16 protein-coding genes are annotated in these 16,001 nt (G+C 34.9%); 6 read left to right on the top strand and 10 right to left on the bottom strand.

Features of this window, described 5'->3' with window-relative positions:
- Window positions 1-119: 119 nt before the first annotated feature.
- The 6 genes from ABJI11_RS17225 to ABJI11_RS17250 all read right to left on the bottom strand — a co-directional run bounded on the left by ABJI11_RS17225 (window position 120) and on the right by ABJI11_RS17250 (window position 2,928).
- Window positions 120-470 carry a hypothetical protein gene (locus tag ABJI11_RS17225; protein WP_276491716.1) on the bottom strand — a complete coding sequence of 117 codons (351 nt, stop codon included), beginning with the start codon at window positions 468-470 and terminating at the stop codon, window positions 120-122.
- Window positions 471-962 (bottom strand): DUF6265 family protein, encoded by a 492-nt coding sequence (locus tag ABJI11_RS17230; protein WP_348355054.1) that lies wholly within the window; start codon window positions 960-962, stop codon window positions 471-473. It abuts the gene before it with no gap.
- A 51-nt stretch (window positions 963-1,013) separates the two neighbouring features.
- On the bottom strand, window positions 1,014-1,394 hold the full coding sequence (locus ABJI11_RS17235) for a VOC family protein (protein WP_348355057.1): 381 nt from the start codon (window positions 1,392-1,394) through the stop codon (window positions 1,014-1,016).
- 92 nt (window positions 1,395-1,486) lie between these two features.
- The gene (locus ABJI11_RS17240; protein ID WP_348355059.1) at window positions 1,487-1,996 is read right to left on the bottom strand and encodes an outer membrane beta-barrel protein; all 510 of its coding nucleotides are present in this window, start codon (window positions 1,994-1,996) and stop codon (window positions 1,487-1,489) included.
- Between the two features lie 150 nt (window positions 1,997-2,146).
- Complete coding sequence (locus ABJI11_RS17245) at window positions 2,147-2,701, bottom strand: hypothetical protein (RefSeq protein ID WP_348355062.1); 555 nt, start codon at window positions 2,699-2,701, stop codon at window positions 2,147-2,149.
- An 8-nt stretch (window positions 2,702-2,709) separates the two neighbouring features.
- On the bottom strand, window positions 2,710-2,928 hold the full coding sequence (locus tag ABJI11_RS17250; protein WP_348355064.1) for a DUF6500 family protein: 219 nt from the start codon (window positions 2,926-2,928) through the stop codon (window positions 2,710-2,712).
- Between the two features lie 233 nt (window positions 2,929-3,161).
- Here ABJI11_RS17250 and ABJI11_RS17255 point away from each other — a divergent pair, with 233 nt between their 5' ends.
- Window positions 3,162-4,436 carry a sorbosone dehydrogenase family protein gene (locus ABJI11_RS17255; protein ID WP_348355067.1) on the top strand — a complete coding sequence of 425 codons (1,275 nt, stop codon included), beginning with the start codon at window positions 3,162-3,164 and terminating at the stop codon, window positions 4,434-4,436.
- A 65-nt stretch (window positions 4,437-4,501) separates the two neighbouring features.
- Here the strand turns inward: ABJI11_RS17255 and ABJI11_RS17260 are convergent, their stop codons facing one another.
- Window positions 4,502-5,074 carry a pentapeptide repeat-containing protein gene (locus tag ABJI11_RS17260; protein ID WP_348355070.1) on the bottom strand — a complete coding sequence of 191 codons (573 nt, stop codon included), beginning with the start codon at window positions 5,072-5,074 and terminating at the stop codon, window positions 4,502-4,504.
- A 10-nt stretch (window positions 5,075-5,084) separates the two neighbouring features.
- Window positions 5,085-8,234 (bottom strand): glycosyl hydrolase, encoded by a 3,150-nt coding sequence (locus tag ABJI11_RS17265; protein WP_348355073.1) that lies wholly within the window; start codon window positions 8,232-8,234, stop codon window positions 5,085-5,087.
- A gap of 202 nt (window positions 8,235-8,436) precedes the next feature.
- Here ABJI11_RS17265 and ABJI11_RS17270 point away from each other — a divergent pair, with 202 nt between their 5' ends.
- On the top strand, window positions 8,437-11,025 hold the full coding sequence (locus ABJI11_RS17270) for a GDSL-type esterase/lipase family protein (RefSeq protein ID WP_348355076.1): 2,589 nt from the start codon (window positions 8,437-8,439) through the stop codon (window positions 11,023-11,025).
- 187 nt (window positions 11,026-11,212) lie between these two features.
- Here the strand turns inward: ABJI11_RS17270 and ABJI11_RS17275 are convergent, their stop codons facing one another.
- Window positions 11,213-11,416 (bottom strand): CDGSH iron-sulfur domain-containing protein, encoded by a 204-nt coding sequence (locus ABJI11_RS17275; RefSeq protein WP_348355079.1) that lies wholly within the window; start codon window positions 11,414-11,416, stop codon window positions 11,213-11,215.
- A 152-nt stretch (window positions 11,417-11,568) separates the two neighbouring features.
- On the opposite strand from ABJI11_RS17275, the gene ABJI11_RS17280 reads away from it, so the two are divergent.
- Window positions 11,569-12,204: a chloramphenicol acetyltransferase gene (locus ABJI11_RS17280; RefSeq protein WP_348355081.1), complete on the top strand. Its 636-nt coding sequence runs from the start codon at window positions 11,569-11,571 to the stop codon at window positions 12,202-12,204.
- A gap of 20 nt (window positions 12,205-12,224) precedes the next feature.
- On the opposite strand, the gene ABJI11_RS17285 is transcribed toward ABJI11_RS17280, so the two are convergent.
- Window positions 12,225-13,706, bottom strand: coding sequence for a sensor histidine kinase (locus tag ABJI11_RS17285; protein ID WP_348355083.1), 1,482 nt, complete (start codon window positions 13,704-13,706; stop codon window positions 12,225-12,227).
- Window positions 13,707-13,914: 208 nt separating this feature from the next.
- Between ABJI11_RS17285 and ABJI11_RS17290 the strand changes: the two genes are divergently transcribed.
- From ABJI11_RS17290 to ABJI11_RS17300, 3 genes are all read left to right on the top strand, one after another.
- Entirely contained in the window at window positions 13,915-14,601 is a 687-nt protein-coding gene (locus ABJI11_RS17290) for a GNAT family N-acetyltransferase (RefSeq protein ID WP_348355086.1), read from the top strand.
- Between the two features lie 203 nt (window positions 14,602-14,804).
- The gene (gene ssb / locus ABJI11_RS17295; protein WP_348355089.1) at window positions 14,805-15,137 is read left to right on the top strand and encodes a single-stranded DNA-binding protein; all 333 of its coding nucleotides are present in this window, start codon (window positions 14,805-14,807) and stop codon (window positions 15,135-15,137) included.
- A gap of 51 nt (window positions 15,138-15,188) precedes the next feature.
- Window positions 15,189-16,001 (top strand): RecQ family ATP-dependent DNA helicase (locus ABJI11_RS17300; RefSeq protein WP_348355092.1); only part of this gene is annotated, 813 nt, incomplete at its 3' end.

A 16,001-nucleotide genomic window follows, 5' to 3' on the forward strand; every position in this document is an offset into this window, starting at 1 on the left:
CAGCCAACAGCCAACAGCCAACAGCCAACAGCCAACAGCCAACAGCCAACAGCCAACAGCCAACAGCCAACAGCCAACAGCCAACAGCCAACAGCCAACAGCCAACAGCCAACAGCCAACTACTCTCGCTTGACAATCATATAAAAGTCATTATCTAAGGGTAGGTAGCCTAAATCATATAGAAAGTAATAGGTGGTGCCTTTTTTTGTGGTGTATAGATTGGTAATAAAGTCAAAGTCAAAACCTTTATCAATTAATCGCATTCTGGTGGTTTTTGTCTTGCCGTCCTTTAATTTATAACTGTCAAGAATACGGTAGTTTTTGCGAAGCTTATTATTAATATTTCTAATAAGATTTTTGCTGGCAGGATTTACTTTATTATTGTAAGTATTACGGCATTGATCATTACAGAACTTTTTGTCTATACGACCCATGACCTTATTACCACATTCTAAACATTCTCTTTCCATCTATTGTCTGTGGTAATTAAATGTTATTTCATTTGATGTTCCTTCTTCTTCACTAACCTCCACGTACATATTTATTTCCTTGTCAGAAACACGTTCAATAGTAAAATCATCAAAGTAAAATCTGTTTCCTTCAATTTTTACAAGCTTAAAATCTATGTTTTCATCTTTTTCTTCCCAGCCGCTTAAATTGCCGTCAAAATGTTTTAATTGAAGAATTAAAGTAGCATCTTTTTCAATCAAATGACCAAATTCATAAAAACTGACTTCGCCTTTATCCAATAGTCTAAACGAGAACATCATAGAACCATCTGCAGGTGGACTCCAAATTTCCTCCGCAATTCCGCCAAAGGCTTCTCCTTTCCAATGTCCTGCTAGCCATTCTATATCGTTTATTGTTGCGGCAGGACTCATCATGCCTTCTTCAAATGATATTGTGTTTTGTGCTTGTAAAAAATAAGTTGTTGAAAGAAAGAAGAGCAGTAATAGTTTCATGAGTTCATATTTGTAACAAGATACAAATTAAACGTTTACAAACGGTTTGGTTTACTTTTCGTAAAACTCTATGGGTAAATCATCTGGATCTGCAATAAAAGTAAATCGTTTATTGGTAAACTCGTCTACCCTTATAGGTTCCGCTATAACTTGATATTTTTTAGAATGGGCAATTGTTTTTTCCAAATCATCTACCTCAAAAGCTAAATGGCGTAAACCACATGCTTCTGGTCTAGACGGTCGCTCTGGCGGATTTGGGAAAGAAAATAGTTCAATGATATAATCGCCGTTCAAAGCCAAATCTAACTTGTAAGATTGACGTTCTTCGCGATAAACTTCACTTATTACCTCTAAGCGCAATACATTTAAATAGAATTGCTTTGAAACCTCGTAATTAGAGCAAATTATGGCGGTGTGGTGTACTTTGTTCATTTGGTGTTAAACTTAAAAGTTCAATATATTATAAAGAAAAAGGGTGGCTTACATTGTTGTAAGCCACCCTTATATTATTGTAAAAAGTGTTTTTATAACTTATACGTGATTCCGATTCTACCTCCACTTACAACGTTTCCACCACCAACTTGAAGGTTGATTGCAAAGTTGTCATCGAAGAAGTAACGGCCACCTACTTGCAGACCTATTCCAAAACTGTCTGCACCATTATAATCAACAGTACTTCCGTTAAATTTAGTTGACCAGCTATAGTAAGTTAAATTAGCTCCGGCATACAAATCCCACTGGCTTGGAATTTCAAATACTTCATTAAAATGATAATTACCATTACCTGTAATACCAAATATAGAACTCTTGAAATCGCTACCTAAGCCACTACTGTGGTTATAATTTTGATACGATAATTCTCCTCCTACAGAGATATTTGGCGCTACACCATACTCTAAACCTGCGTAGATTGGTACGCCCCATCCTGAAAATCCAAACCCTGCGTTTGCTTGTAATGCCCCTTCTTCTAACGGTGATTGGGCAAAAGTAAAGCTAGCAGTAAATAAAGTTAATAATAAAATAATTTTTTTCATGGTTAACGTTTTGACTAATAATAAGTTAATAATTGTTGTTTTGATATTTAAGTGTAAATATGTGCGAAAGATAATTAAATATAATAAGTGTTAATGTGTATTAATTGTCTAATTAAATGAAGACGAAGTAATTTTTTATTCGCCTCTCTACTATTGTTTACGATACAACTCAATCGCTTTTAAATAATTAATTGCACCTTTCATTGTCATGTCGTTTACAAAACCATCTAACTTTGAGTGCTTTGTTTGAATAAAACTAACTAGTGAATCTTTACGCTGGTTCCATGTATCCCAATTCACATCAATATAATCTAACTCTTCAAGTTTTGTGATTTTACCCGCGGTAAATGAAATTTTGACTTTCAGTTTTAAAGGGTTGTTTTTTAAATAGGCATTACGAAGATTTTTCTGTGCTATGGTAGCAATGATTTCATCACCGTTCTTAGTCAATTCTATTACTTCATAAGACGGTTTAAAAACTGAATCCCATGTATAAAATTCATAAAAATTATTTTTATTGAAGGGCATAACATAATCACCTGAAACTATGGTAAGGCTATCATGAATGACTTCTTTGATTTTGTTGAATTTACCAGAGTCAAAAGCCTTGTAATAATTAGTTACAGCGTCTTTTTGACTATGGTTTTGAGTGCTGCAACTAGTTACTATAACTATTAAGAATATGGTAAGAGCTAAGTTTTTCATCTAAAGTATTAATTAATTGAACTTACCATCTTTTTGATTTTGATCGCTTTTTCAAAATGATCTAATTTATGCTCTAATATCCACCACTGAGCTACTTCCATTAAGAGTTCTGGATTGTTATTTTTGTTTTTGAAAAATGCGTAAAAAGATAGTCCAACGTTTTCTCCTTTTGCGGCAATCTTAGCATCACAAATTTGTATAATTTTTGCTTTTATGTCTTTGTCCATCAAACTGAATTAAAAAAGGAAGGTACTTATTTAAATTATAGGTTCAAATTTGGTTGGATTTATACTCATTTTAATTTAGTATGATTAATCGAAAAAAAATGAATTTTATCTGTTTAGGTATGTAAAGTCCTATTTTTTAAATACAATTTATATTTCTGTTAAAGTATTTATAAACAGTATGTTGTGGTTCACTTTTGAGGTTTGATATTATAACTTTGAGATAAACCTTTACTATGAAAACAATACTATATCTACTTGTATCAACGACTTTATTTGTTAGTTGTAAAAGCAAAAAAAGTATATCTGAAAATTCAAAAGAAAAATGGCGCAATACAGGTTCTTCGGTTGTTGAAACTGCCATTGGTCCTTTAGAATTGGTAGCTCCTTACTCTTCTGAATCTGTAACCAAAAACAGTAAGATAATTCCATGGCCATCCAATAAATTACCTAAGGCGCCAGAGGGATTTGAAGTACAAAGATTTGCTGAAAACTTAGAGCACCCTAGGTGGACATATGTAGCACCAAACAAGGATATTTTTGTAGCGGAATCTAATACTAAAAACAGTGCCAATAGAATTACGTTGTTAAGAGATACTGATATGGATGGAGAAGTCGATGAACAACATGTTTTCAAAGAAGGACTCAATCAAAACTTAGGTATGTTGGTGTTAAACGGGTTTTTTTATATTGCCAATACAGATGGGCTTTATAGATATACCTACAAAGAAGGTCAAAATACCCTTGAAGGTGAAGGTGAAAAAATTGTGTCATTGTCCGCAAGTGGTTATAATAATCACTGGACACGAAATGTCATAACAAATAAAGAAGGAGATAAACTATACATTTCAGTAGGATCTGCAAGTAATGTTGGGGAGCAGGGTATGGAGAAAGAAGAAAAGCGTGCAACTATTTTAGAGGTAAATATAGATGGTTCAGGAGAGGTTGTTTACGCAAGCGGAATTCGAAATCCGGTGGGTATGGACTGGAATCCGGTCACAGGAGATTTATGGACAGCAGTTAATGAACGAGATAAGATTGGAAATAATTTAGTACCAGATTACCTGACAAGTGTTGAAAAAGGTGGTTGGTACGGATGGCCTTATAGCTATTATGGAACTATCAATGATCCAAGATGGGAAGATGATCCTCATCAGAACCTTGTAGACATGGCGATTGTTCCAGATGTTCCTTTAGGAAGCCATACGGCTTCTCTTGGTCTAACTTTCTATACGGATTCACAGTTTCCTGTAAAATATAAAAATGGAGCTTTTGTTGGGCAACATGGATCATGGAATAGAGCAGTTTTTTCAGGATATAAAGTGGTGTTTGTGCCATTTAAAGAAGGAAAACCTCAGGAACCCATTGATTTTTTAACAGGTTTTATTGCTAATGAAGAAGCTGGTGAAGTTTACGGTCGCCCGGTTGGTGTAACTGTTGCCCCAGATGGGTCTTTGTTAGTCAATGATGATGATGGCGGTATTATTTGGAGGGTTTCGGCTATTAAATAGGTTTAAAACTAATTATTTGTAAAAATAAATAAAACCAGCAGGGTAAATTCCTGCCGGTTTTAAATTTATTCTAAAATTTTTAATTTGTATTTCTGTAATAATCCTTCGAGCGTATCTCTAGAAAAGATAGCGCCTTTAATTGTATTGTTTTCTGGATCTATACTAAAGTTAGATGCAGTGCTGAAATCTGCCTTTTGCAAGTTTGTTCTTGAAAAGACGGTGCGTTGTAAATTACAGTCCATAAACTTGGCGGTACTTAAATCACAATCACTAAAATCTGCTTCTTCAAGCTTACAAGCCTTAAAAAGTTGACCTATTAATTTTAAATCTGTGAAAACGGAAAAACTTAAATTACAGTCAACAAAAGAGAAATTCATTAAAAAACTATTGCAAGTGTGGAATGCTAGCCCCATGAGTTTGCAATGCGAAAATGTCACTTCTTTAAAAGTGGTATTTACAATATTGGCATTGCTCAGATTACAGTCTGTAAACTCACATTCTAGAAACGTTTGGCTATCTAAATATCCTTTAGAAAAATCGCAGCCTTCAAAAATGCAATTTTCATACTCCGCTCTAGGTAATCTGGTAGCGGTATAGTTTTCTCCCTTAAAAGTTTGGTCTAATATAAGTTTTTCCAATTATTTAGTTTTAACTTTTTGGTAATATAATAGCAGGGATATCCAAACTTTGAAATGTAGAGTTATATGCTTTCATTTCTGTATTTATGATGGCATTATGCTCTGTTTTAAAACTTTTCCAAGTTGCAAGTAAATCTGTAAAACGTTCTGTAGCACCTGCGGTAATTTTAGGTTCTGCAGCATTTATGTAACCTCTTAAATTCAATAATTGAGCATTTAGTTTATTCTCAAAATTAATGACATCTTGAAAAGTTTTCTGTTTTGGCTGTATTAAGTTTTCTTCCCAAGCAGTAATACGTTTTGTCAATGAATCGCCCTGAGTTAGTAGCGCTGCTGCTTTTTCATTATCTGCAAGTAATTTACCATACTGTTTTAATTGAGCTTTTGCCGATTGCATATCATTTACTGCGTTATGTATTTCTACTACAGTAGCTTCTATGGTTTGCATCATATTTTGTTGCTCTGTGTAATCTGCCATGCTAGCTTTTACCTTTGGGTGTGGTAAAATGGTCGCTGTTGTTTCAGCAGTTTGTTCACCTAAACTAAGTCTTAATATATAATCTCCAGGACCAACGGTAGAACCATTTAAACCGCCAAGCACAAAAACTTTGTTCACTGCTGGTAGCGGATCTCTTTTAAAATCCCATGTAAAACGATTATATCCTTTTTTTGAAGCTAGAATTGCGGGTTTTGATGGTCCGCCTGGCCATGATTTAAATTTCTTGTCTTTTAGATTGGTAACCGTTCGTAAAACTTTCCCATCTTTTAAAACTTCTAATTTCAATTCGGTGCTGTCTTGCGCTTCGCTTAAATAATAATCGAACGTAATACCACTTTTTGGGTTGCTGCCCAATCCGGAAACCGGTTTTTCGCTAAATCCACCAATAAATAAATATGTGTCTTTAGGTTTGAAAATATTCAAAGACTGTTTTGGTGTGGTCGCATTCTGTAAAGCGGCTAAGTCATCTAAAATCCAAAATGCACGACCTGCTGTTGCCGCTACCAGGTCATTGTCTTGAATGGTTAGATCATTGATAGGGGTAAGCGGTAAATTCAATTGTAAAGGCTGCCAATGTAACCCATCATCTAAAGAAACGAATAAGCCCGTTTCTGTACCTGCATAAAGTAGCCCTTTTACCTTTTTATCTGCACGAACTACTCTGGTAAAGGTATTGTCACCTGTAATACCGTTGGTGATTTTTGTCCAAGTAGATCCATAGTCTGTGGTTTTATAAATGTAGTTGGCGAAATCCATAGACTTGTAACGCATCAATACAACATAAGCAGTTGCCGGGTCATGTGGGGAAACTTCAATACTGTTTATAATACCTTCTTTTGCACCTGTGGGTGTGACATTTACCCAATTTGCTCCGCCGTCTTTAGTAACATGTACTAAACCGTCATCACTACCAGACCAAATAACGCCCTCTTCATGTGGAGATTCGGTTAAGTACGTTAATGTATTGTAAATTTCACCACCTGCTGCCTCATTGGTGAACGGACCGCCACCAAGACCGTGTTTGTCTTTTTCGTCTTTGGTTAAATCGGGACTTATAACGGTCCAACTATGACCTTCATCAGTAGATTTGAAAACTACATTACCACCGTGGTAAATAGTTTTTCTGTCGTGTGGCGATGTAATGATCGGTGCATTCCAGTTATAACGGTATTTTGCATTTTCTGGAGATATACTTAAACCAAGTTCTGGATATTCTTTTATTGATTTGGATTCTTTTGTTTCTGCATCCCATTTATCAATATTACCTTGGTAAGTTCCACCATATATTAATTTGGGGTTGTCTGGGTCAAAAGCCAAAAAGGCACTCTCACCACCTGCAACCGCATACCAATCTTTCCAATCTATACCGGCATCGTTGGTTCTAGAGGCTATGGCAACTGTAGAGTTATCTTGCTGCCCACCATAAACATTATATGGCACTAAATTATCGGTGATTACTCTGTAAAACTGTGCGGTATTTTGGTTCTGTTGTGTACTCCAGCTTTTGCCACCGTTGTTAGATACATTAGATCCACCATCATTAGAATTTATCATACGCTGGTTGTTCAAAGGGTCTATCCATAAATCATGATTATCGCCATGGGGTGTTGGTAATGGAGTAAAAGACTTACCGCCATCAATAGATTTTGTCACAGGGGCGTTAAGTACATAAACGATATCTTCATTCTGGGTATCTGCAAAGATTTCCATATAGTACCAAGAACGCGTAATATTAATACGGTCTTTGTTGATGAGTTTCCATTTTTTACCGGCATCGTCAGAACGATACACTCCGCCTTTTTCCCCTTCGGCTTCAATAACGGCAAATACCCTTTCTGGATTTGCTCTTGAAACAGATATACCTGCCTTGCCCATTTCTTTTGGTAAACCATCGGTCAATTGCTTCCAGGTTTCACCACTGTCGGTAGATTTATAAATGCCAGAATTTTTACCGCCAGATTCTATAGTCCATGGAAAACGTCTATGCTGCCACATAGCTGCATATAAAATTGTTGGGTTTGTCATATCCATGGATAGGGCAGAAGCACCGGTAATGGTATCAACAAATAAAACGTTTTTCCAAGTCTCGCCACCATCGGTAGACTTATAAATACCTCTTTGGGAAGAAGGACCGTATTGCGCTCCTTGGGCAGAAACGAAAATTATATCTGGATTGGTTGGGTCAATAATGATATCAGAAATATGTCTGGTTTTATCGAGTCCCAAGTGTTTCCATGTTTTTCCCGCATCGGTAGACTTGTATACTCCGTCGCCCATAGAGGTCATAACACCACGGGCGGCATGTTCCCCCATACCCGCTATTACGATATTCGGGTTACTTTCAGAAACAGAGATTGCACCTACGGTAGCCGTTTTTAAGAATCCGTCAGATATATTTTTCCATGTAATTCCGTCATCCGTAGTTTTCCAAATTCCACCGCCAACAGTACCCATATAGTACACCATTGGTTGTCCAAGTACACCAGTTGAAGCAACACTACGCCCGCCTCTGAACGGACCTATATTTCGCCATTTTAGCCCGGTGAAAAGTGAGTCTTTTAAAATAATTTCAGGAGTGGTTGTTTTGCTTTTTCTACGTTGAGATTGTAGCATTAATGGCGCAAGCATTATCAATGCTAGCACAAGTCTAATAATTTTCATGAAGTGGTTTGTTAGTTGTTGAGTAAGGAAAGATAACAAAAGCTTGGATAAAAAGATAGTATAGAATTTGAATTTGGTTATTCTAATTTTAGAGGGGTGAATTTTACGGTTTTGAGCAATATGAAATTCATAAAATGCTAAATTGATTTTAATCTGTACTGGGTTTCTTTTTTTAGGTTAAACTAGTTAAGTTAGAAGGCGCATGATACACGAAACTAGACTTTTAAAGCAGGAGATTACTACTGAAAAATTGAAAACATATTTTCCTAACGGGAAAATCAAAACCTATCAAAAAGGGTATGCAATCAGCTACATTCATAAAAAGGTAGTAACCTTTAGATGGCTTTTAGAGGGGAGTGTCAATTATTATATTTCATTAGAAAACCCTGATAGTGATATTTTGGTGTGTCAAAACTCAGAACCGTATTCCACTATAGGCTTAAACGGATTTAATACCCCAAAACGTTTTACGTATAAGGCTACGGTAGCATCACCTAAAGCATCTTTTTTTGAAATACCTTTTCAAGAACTTGATACGTATTTGCGTAAAGGGCATAAAAACATCTTATTAAAGAATATTGGGGCAAAACTTTATTGTGTGCTGCAAACGGCCTTGTTGAAGCAGACCGAATTACTGAGCCCTGTAAGGTTTCAGCCTTTTGTTGAAGATCGTCAGTTTTTTATATCTCCGGTTGCGGAACAAGAAGAAATTGTTTCTTTAATGCGCCGATCGCCATTTCTAGATTATTTTGAGGAGAAAAGTTTGATGTCTTTGGCCGCTTTGGCAGAGCGTAGAGAGTATGAGCCAGATGAAGTGCTTTATGTGCAAGATGGTTCAAGTAATGGTTTGTTTATACTAATACATGGAGAGGTTACCATTAAGCGAATAGAGAATACGATTGAGATTAAACAACGATCTATAAAAAATTCTGGTTTTGTCTTTGGGTGGTCATGTCTATTAAAGAAGAAAGATATTTGCCCTGCTATTACCAATACAAAAACATCGGCTTATTTTATTCCTGAATGTGACCTTATGAAATTGTTTCAAAAAGATGATGCTTTTGAAGGTCAGTTTTATCAGCGTTTACTTTGGTTAATGGGCAATCAGCTCAACGCGGCCTTTGTACGTTACGTTGGGTTATTAGGCAAGCATAATTTGCAGGCTGTTTATCAACTGATCAAGAATAATAAGTCTCGTTTATTGGTGTCATCGCCATTACATCAGGTTCCTCATCTTTTAAAAAGTACCACGACCAAACATTTTGCTTATGATGCTCTATCAACATTGGTAAAGAAAGGAACTGCTCTAGAACGCCATTTAGCTTCTCTAAGCTTAGAATTATTGGGTGAAGATCAAAAAGAACACGATTTCGTTAGTGGATTACAACATATCTATGAAAACGTAGCAGAAAAGAATAGTGAAGATCCAAAGCAAAACAGAAAAGTTTGTGCAGAATTGACGGTAAAAGTCTTTAAAAAAGTGCCATATATTATTGAGGGTTGGGAGAATTTACCAGAGGATACAGGAAATATTTTCATCTATAACCATTTGATCAACGATACCCATTATACACTGAACAATAACTTCCAGATTACTTTAGATTCTCATTTTTTAAGTGCTATGGTGCTATATAAAAAATATGGAGAACCAGGTATTAGAACAGTTAGAATTGGGCAGGGTCAAGAATATGGACATCAGAATTACTATGATAATCTTGGGTACATAAATGTATATACGAAAGAGTCTGAACAAGCCACGGCCGATAGTAAAAAAGAGGCAAGAAGTATCTTTTACAGTGAAGCCTCTAAAAATCTACAACAGAAGTATAATTTGATTATTAGTCCAGAAGGTACGTCATATAGAACAGACGAATCTCCGGGACCATTTAAAATGGGAGCATTTAAATTAGCATTGAATACCGTACCAGAACCGTATATAGTGCCTGTGGTCATGGTCAATTTTGATCATAGAATAGGTAAGTCATTATATTACTGCGCTATTAAAGAACCATTTTTGTTGAGTGATAAAGTGCCTTTTAAAAGCAATGAAGATTTGTATACGTTTATGGAAGAATACCAAAAAGAATACACTTCTTATGTTCAAGAGGCCATAGATAGGGCAGAGCAATTAAATATATCATCATCTGGTGCTGACAGTTTAGAAGAGCCACCTGCGATATGGTGTAATGAGATTAAACGACTAAAAAGGCGAATAGCGAAATTGCCAACACAAGAAAATTTAATTGCTTTTTATGGAAGTTCATCTGTACGGTTGTGGGTGAATATGAAGCGAGATTTAAAGCCGTTCAATGTGGTAAACCTTGGTTTTGGTGGTTCTACCTTTGCTTGGTGTATTCATTACTTCGACGAGATTTTTAAAGAAGCTAATCCTTCTAAGATTGTTTTGTATGCTGGTGAAAATGATTTAAACGATGGTAAGACGCCGCAAGAAGTACTTTCTGGGTGTATGGAACTGGTGGGTTTGATACAGAATAAATATCCGGGGGTAGAGCTTGCGCTGATCAGTTTAAAACCTAGTGTAGAACGTGAAGCTTTAATTCCGCTAATCATGGAGACTAATCTAATGCTGTCCAAGTATTTCATTACTGAACTGAATGCCCAATATATTAATGTATTTGCACAAATGATAACCACAGATAATAGACCAATCCCAGAATTATACCTTTCTGACGGATTACATTTAAACAAACAAGGCTATGCACTGTGGAGCACTGCTATTAAGAAAGCACTACAAGCAGCAGATAGCCTTGAGTTAGAACAACAGGTGTAGTATGAATACTGGTTTGCTTATTTTCAATTACCAAATGCGATTTTTATAATTGAAAGCATGTGGACCCTACACTTCTGTACTAGGTAATATTAAATTATTGCTCTTTACTATAAAATGATTCATGTTATGATGACTTTAATTGACAGTGACCAATTTTGATATCAGAGCTTATGTTATAGCGTATTTTCTATCCTTTCCATTCTATTTTTCGGTGCGATCCATCACAAAATGGTTTGTTTTCAGAAACACCACAACGACAAAACCCTGTAGTACCTTCTTTAGTGACAATTTCTCCAGATGCCAATTGAATTTGTAAGTTTCCTTTAATTTTTAGGGGACCGTTATTGGCTACGATAATGTCTGTAATGCATTGGTCTTTGTTTTCTTCCATGGTATTTTTTGTATTATAATAATCTATTAAAAGTGAAATAACACCCTTTATTTGGAAAGCACAAGTTATTACAATTTTAAATTGAAATTTGAGGTCGTATATTTATTGCTGAAAGAAACGGATTGAAATTCATAAACAAGGTCAAGAAATAAATGAAAAAAGAATTAAATATTGAGGAATGGAATAGGGCTGGACATTTTAAGTTTTTTTCAAAATTTAGTGAACCCTTTCATGGTGTTACCGTTAAAGTTAATTGCTCTAAAGCTTATGATTATGCCAAAGCCTCTAACAATTCTTTTTTCTTGGTTTACTTGTATAGAACTTTAAAAGCTGCAAATAGTATTACCCCATTTAAGTATAGAATTGAAGATGGTAAAGTGTTTGAGTATGATGATGTTCATGCATCACCTACTATTGGCAGGGATAACGGAACCTTCGGCTTTTCCTATTTGGAGTACAAAGAAACTTTCAGTGAGTTTAAAGAGGCAGCTAATAAAGTAATTGCAGAAGTTAAGGTGTCAACAGGATTAGAATTACCTGAATGTGGCTTAAACGTATTACATTGTTCTAGTATGCCGTGGTTAGATTTTACCTCTGTTTCTCATGCAAGACATTTTGAGTTTGCAGATAGTTGCCCTAAGATTTCGTTTGGTAAAATGACCGGTGAAGGAGAGAATAGAACTATGCCGGTTTCTATACATGTACATCATGCCTTAATGGATGGCTATGAAGTTGGTTTGTTCGTTAAAGAATTTCAAAGGCTTATGTCTTTAGATGGTGAAGCTTAATTTTGGGCAAGTGAGTAGAGTTATGGAGTTAAAGTCTTAAATGTTAGAATAAACTCTGTACCCTTATTGATCTCACTTTTACATATGATTTCTCCATCGTTCATTTCTACAAAATCTTTGGTAATCATCAAGCCAAAACCAGTACCTTTTTCACCATTAGTACCTTCGCGAACTGTAGTTTGATTGTTGTTTTCTGACTGCTTGTGCCAATCTGAATGCATTCCCAGTCCAAAATCTTTAACCCTAATTTCAACACTATTAGAAGTACATTTAGAGGACAATATTACTTTTTGACCTTTCTTGCTAAACTTAATAGCATTAGAAAGTAAATTACGAAGCATAACCTTCAGCATATTTTCATCAATAACGAGTTCTTGGTACCAAATATCTAACTCTATTTCTATGGCTTTGTCGTCTGCCATTCTTTGAAACTCCTTTTTTATAGTAATAAAAAGCGTTTCTAAATTGCATAGTTTTTTATCTAAAGTGACTCCTTCTAGTTGCTTGTAAGACCAATCAAGTAATACATTGACCATAGAAATTCTGTCAATTACTTCGTTTTTTAATTTTTTGGTAATCTCTTTTAATTCACTTTCATCTAACTGGCTTTCTATCATTTCAATAATGGCACTAACGTTATTTAGAGGTCCTCTTACGTCATGGGTAAGTAGGGAGAACAATTTGTTTTTAAGCTTGTTTACTTTGTCAAGTTCTTCATTTTGGTATTCCAAATCTTCTTTGGCAAGTTGTAAATGTTTAGTCTGTTTTTTAACTTCGGTTGCAAGTTTATCATTGGCCTCTACTTGCATTTTAATATTATTGTCCTCAATAGATTTGTACTTGTAACTGACTAAAATAGAGAACAGAATTAATTGTAATGTCACTAATACTGAAGTGGTTAATACCATACCATCTGTTTCTACTTGATAATATTTTTTTGAAAACCAAGCTGCTATGTAAAGAATTGATCCAAAAAGATATGGGGTGTATGAGTACAAATAATATTTGTTGAATTTTTCAGTGTTGTATAATCGAAATCCTGAAAATAGACAAAGAAGGGTAGTGGACAATGCTGTAATTGCAGCTATAATTATTATGCTATTTCGTATCCATTCAAGCTTTATTATAAAATGATTTAATATATATGCTACTGGTAGACTTATTAAAATTACGATAAAAACTTTATAAATTGAAGATAGTGTTCGGTGCTTAATTGGTGATATGTTTAAATAGCTCTTTGTGAACATTAATAGTCCAAAAGTGGAAATGACCGCCGTGATTGGGGATGCATTGTAAGCCATTAATTTTGCTTGTTCACTGAACGAACCTTCATAAATAAAAATGAGGCAATAATGTAATGTCAAACCAATGATGAGAATAAAATAGTATAGTAAGATTTTGTGTCTTAAAACTATATATGATAGCAAGTGATAAATACCAAAAACGCCGTAAATTGACGTGAATAGTAAAGTAGTAAATTGCTTGTAATTCAAGATATCCATACAAAAGGTATCAAGTGTTTATGATTTAGAGATTTGTTTAAATGTCTCTGCACTCATAAGTTATAGTTTTTTATTGGATAAGTGTCAAGGTATTTTAAGCTTCTGCCCAAATAGCAGCTGTTAGATTTTATTTTAGGAGTTTTCGTTTAATTTGAAGTATGATTTGTTCAGGAATGAATATTTTGCACAACTTAGAAAATTGATTAAAATGGCAAATCTCATAGAACAACTTAAAAACCCCGTTTGGTATTCGTTAAATGAAACACATAAAAGGTTTCGTGTTGAATATGACGGAGTGCAATTTTATGATCAAGAGGTGTGCACATTTGGAGCTTTTTTTGATGAAGCGAAAACTACGAACGCTTCAAAACAATATTCAAATACTACCGACAGTTTCTTTTTTGTATCAGAAAATAAAACACCTGTAGTAGATGAAACTAAGATAGCCCTAGAGAAGAAAGTTGATGGTTGCCAAATGGTATTAAATGAATTGTCAGATGTTCCAATAACGGAAGATATTGTTTTGCTCAGCGATGAGTATATTGATGAGGTGTATGATTTGGTCTGGTTAGTAATGCCCGGTTATTATCGTAGAAGGACTTTTGAAATGGGAAATTATTACGGAATTTTTAAGGATGGTAAATTGGTTTCATTAACTGGGCAACGAATGCAGACCAATCTTTTTGTTGAGGTCAGTGCCGTAGTAACCCACCCAGATTATACCAGAAGAGGTTTGGCAAAACAACTTATAGCCCATACAACAAAAGAGATTTTGAAAGAGAATAAGCAGCCTATTCTTCACACCAATAAAGGAAACTTGGCAATACCGCTTTATAAGAAGTTAGGTTATGAATTAACTAGAGATATGAACTGGTGGATGTATAGAAAGTTATAGTGATTTCTACATCTTGCATCAATTATTTTTTTTAATTTAAAATGCTGTTTATCAGTTATAAAAACAATTTTAAACGACTATAAACGTTTACAAACGATAGTAAACGTTTATAAACCAAATAAGCTTTCTATGCTGTTCTAGGTTTGCAGTGTCAAGTTAACATGGCTTGATAAAATAATTTGTAAACCATTAAAATTAGTAAGATGAACGCATTAAAAAACAAAGTACAGTTAATTGGAAATTTAGGTCAAGATCCAGAAATTGTAAACTTAGAAGGAGGTACTAAACTGGCTAAGTTTTCAATAGCGACCACAGATAGTTATAAAAACGCAAAAGGCGAAAAGGTAGATGATACACAATGGCACAATATCGTTGCATGGGGAAAAACAGCTGAGATTGTAGAGAACTATTTAGTTAAAGGAAAACAGGTAGCCGTAGAAGGTAAACTTACGCATAGATCGTACGAAACTAAAGAAGGTGAAAAAAGATACATCACCGAGATAAGGTGTAATGAGTTGTTGATGTTAGGTAAGTAATCCTGTGAAAACAGCTAGCAAAGACAATTTCAAACACTATTTTTGCAAAACATGATAGCAACAGAAAAAGACCTAATACCATTATTAAAAAAGCACTTTGGTTATGATTCGTTTAAACCGAATCAGTTATCGATAATTGAAGATGCTCTTGGTAAAAAAGATGTATTGGCAATTATGCCTACAGGTGGTGGTAAGTCACTTTGTTATCAGTTAACGGCACTGTCACTAGAAGGAACGGCAATTGTAATTTCTCCGTTGATAGCATTAATGAAAGATCAGGTAGATGTACTGAAGGCAAACGGAATTGCCGCAGAATATTACAATAGTTCACAGTCCGTAGAAACACAACAAGAAATTCTAGGAAAGTTAGAAAGAGGTGAATTGAAGCTATTTTATGTAGCCCCAGAGAGTTTAGGTTTTTTTAATAACATTCTGGGTAACTTAAAGATTAGTCTTTTTGCCGTAGATGAAGCGCATTGTATATCTTCATGGGGTCATGATTTTAGACCTGCTTATACTCAGTTAGGTGGATTAAAAAGAAGATTTCCTAATATACCTGTTATGGCACTTACGGCAACTGCGGATAAGACTACACAAGATGATATTGCAGATCAATTACAAATTGTAAATGCCAAACGTCATTTGGCATCTTTCAATAGACCTAACTTATATCTAGATGTAAAACCGGCTCAGGATAGAATAAAACATATTCTAGATTTTTTAGATGATAGACCTAATGAAAGCGGAATCATCTATTGCCTTAGCCGAAAAAGTACAGAATCTATTGCCGAAAAATTGCGTAATGCCGGTTTTGACGCTAAAGCATATCATGCAGGTATGTCCTCTGATGAACGTTCTTCGGTT

The sequence above is a fragment of the Maribacter sp. genome, from assembly GCF_039968975.1.
Taxonomy (GTDB): domain Bacteria; phylum Bacteroidota; class Bacteroidia; order Flavobacteriales; family Flavobacteriaceae; genus Maribacter.

Bases quoted from the DNA above. Each gene is read 5' to 3' on its own strand.
- ABJI11_RS17270 (WP_348355076.1), top strand. From the start codon at position 8,437: ATGATACACGAAACTAGACTTTTAAAGCAGGAGATTACTACTGAAAAA.
- ABJI11_RS17285 (WP_348355083.1), bottom strand. From the start codon at position 13,706: ATGGATATCTTGAATTACAAGCAATTTACTACTTTACTATTCACGTCA.
- ssb (WP_348355089.1), top strand. From the start codon at position 14,805: ATGAACGCATTAAAAAACAAAGTACAGTTAATTGGAAATTTAGGTCAA.
- ABJI11_RS17275 (WP_348355079.1), bottom strand. From the start codon at position 11,416: ATGGAAGAAAACAAAGACCAATGCATTACAGACATTATCGTAGCCAAT.
- ABJI11_RS17250 (WP_348355064.1), bottom strand. From the start codon at position 2,928: ATGGACAAAGACATAAAAGCAAAAATTATACAAATTTGTGATGCTAAG.
- ABJI11_RS17225 (WP_276491716.1), bottom strand. From the start codon at position 470: ATGGAAAGAGAATGTTTAGAATGTGGTAATAAGGTCATGGGTCGTATA.
- ABJI11_RS17265 (WP_348355073.1), bottom strand. From the start codon at position 8,234: ATGAAAATTATTAGACTTGTGCTAGCATTGATAATGCTTGCGCCATTA.
- ABJI11_RS17230 (WP_348355054.1), bottom strand. From the start codon at position 962: ATGAAACTATTACTGCTCTTCTTTCTTTCAACAACTTATTTTTTACAA.
- ABJI11_RS17290 (WP_348355086.1), top strand. From the start codon at position 13,915: ATGGCAAATCTCATAGAACAACTTAAAAACCCCGTTTGGTATTCGTTA.
- ABJI11_RS17235 (WP_348355057.1), bottom strand. From the start codon at position 1,394: ATGAACAAAGTACACCACACCGCCATAATTTGCTCTAATTACGAGGTT.
- ABJI11_RS17280 (WP_348355081.1), top strand. From the start codon at position 11,569: ATGAAAAAAGAATTAAATATTGAGGAATGGAATAGGGCTGGACATTTT.
- ABJI11_RS17245 (WP_348355062.1), bottom strand. From the start codon at position 2,701: ATGAAAAACTTAGCTCTTACCATATTCTTAATAGTTATAGTAACTAGT.
- ABJI11_RS17240 (WP_348355059.1), bottom strand. From the start codon at position 1,996: ATGAAAAAAATTATTTTATTATTAACTTTATTTACTGCTAGCTTTACT.
- ABJI11_RS17255 (WP_348355067.1), top strand. From the start codon at position 3,162: ATGAAAACAATACTATATCTACTTGTATCAACGACTTTATTTGTTAGT.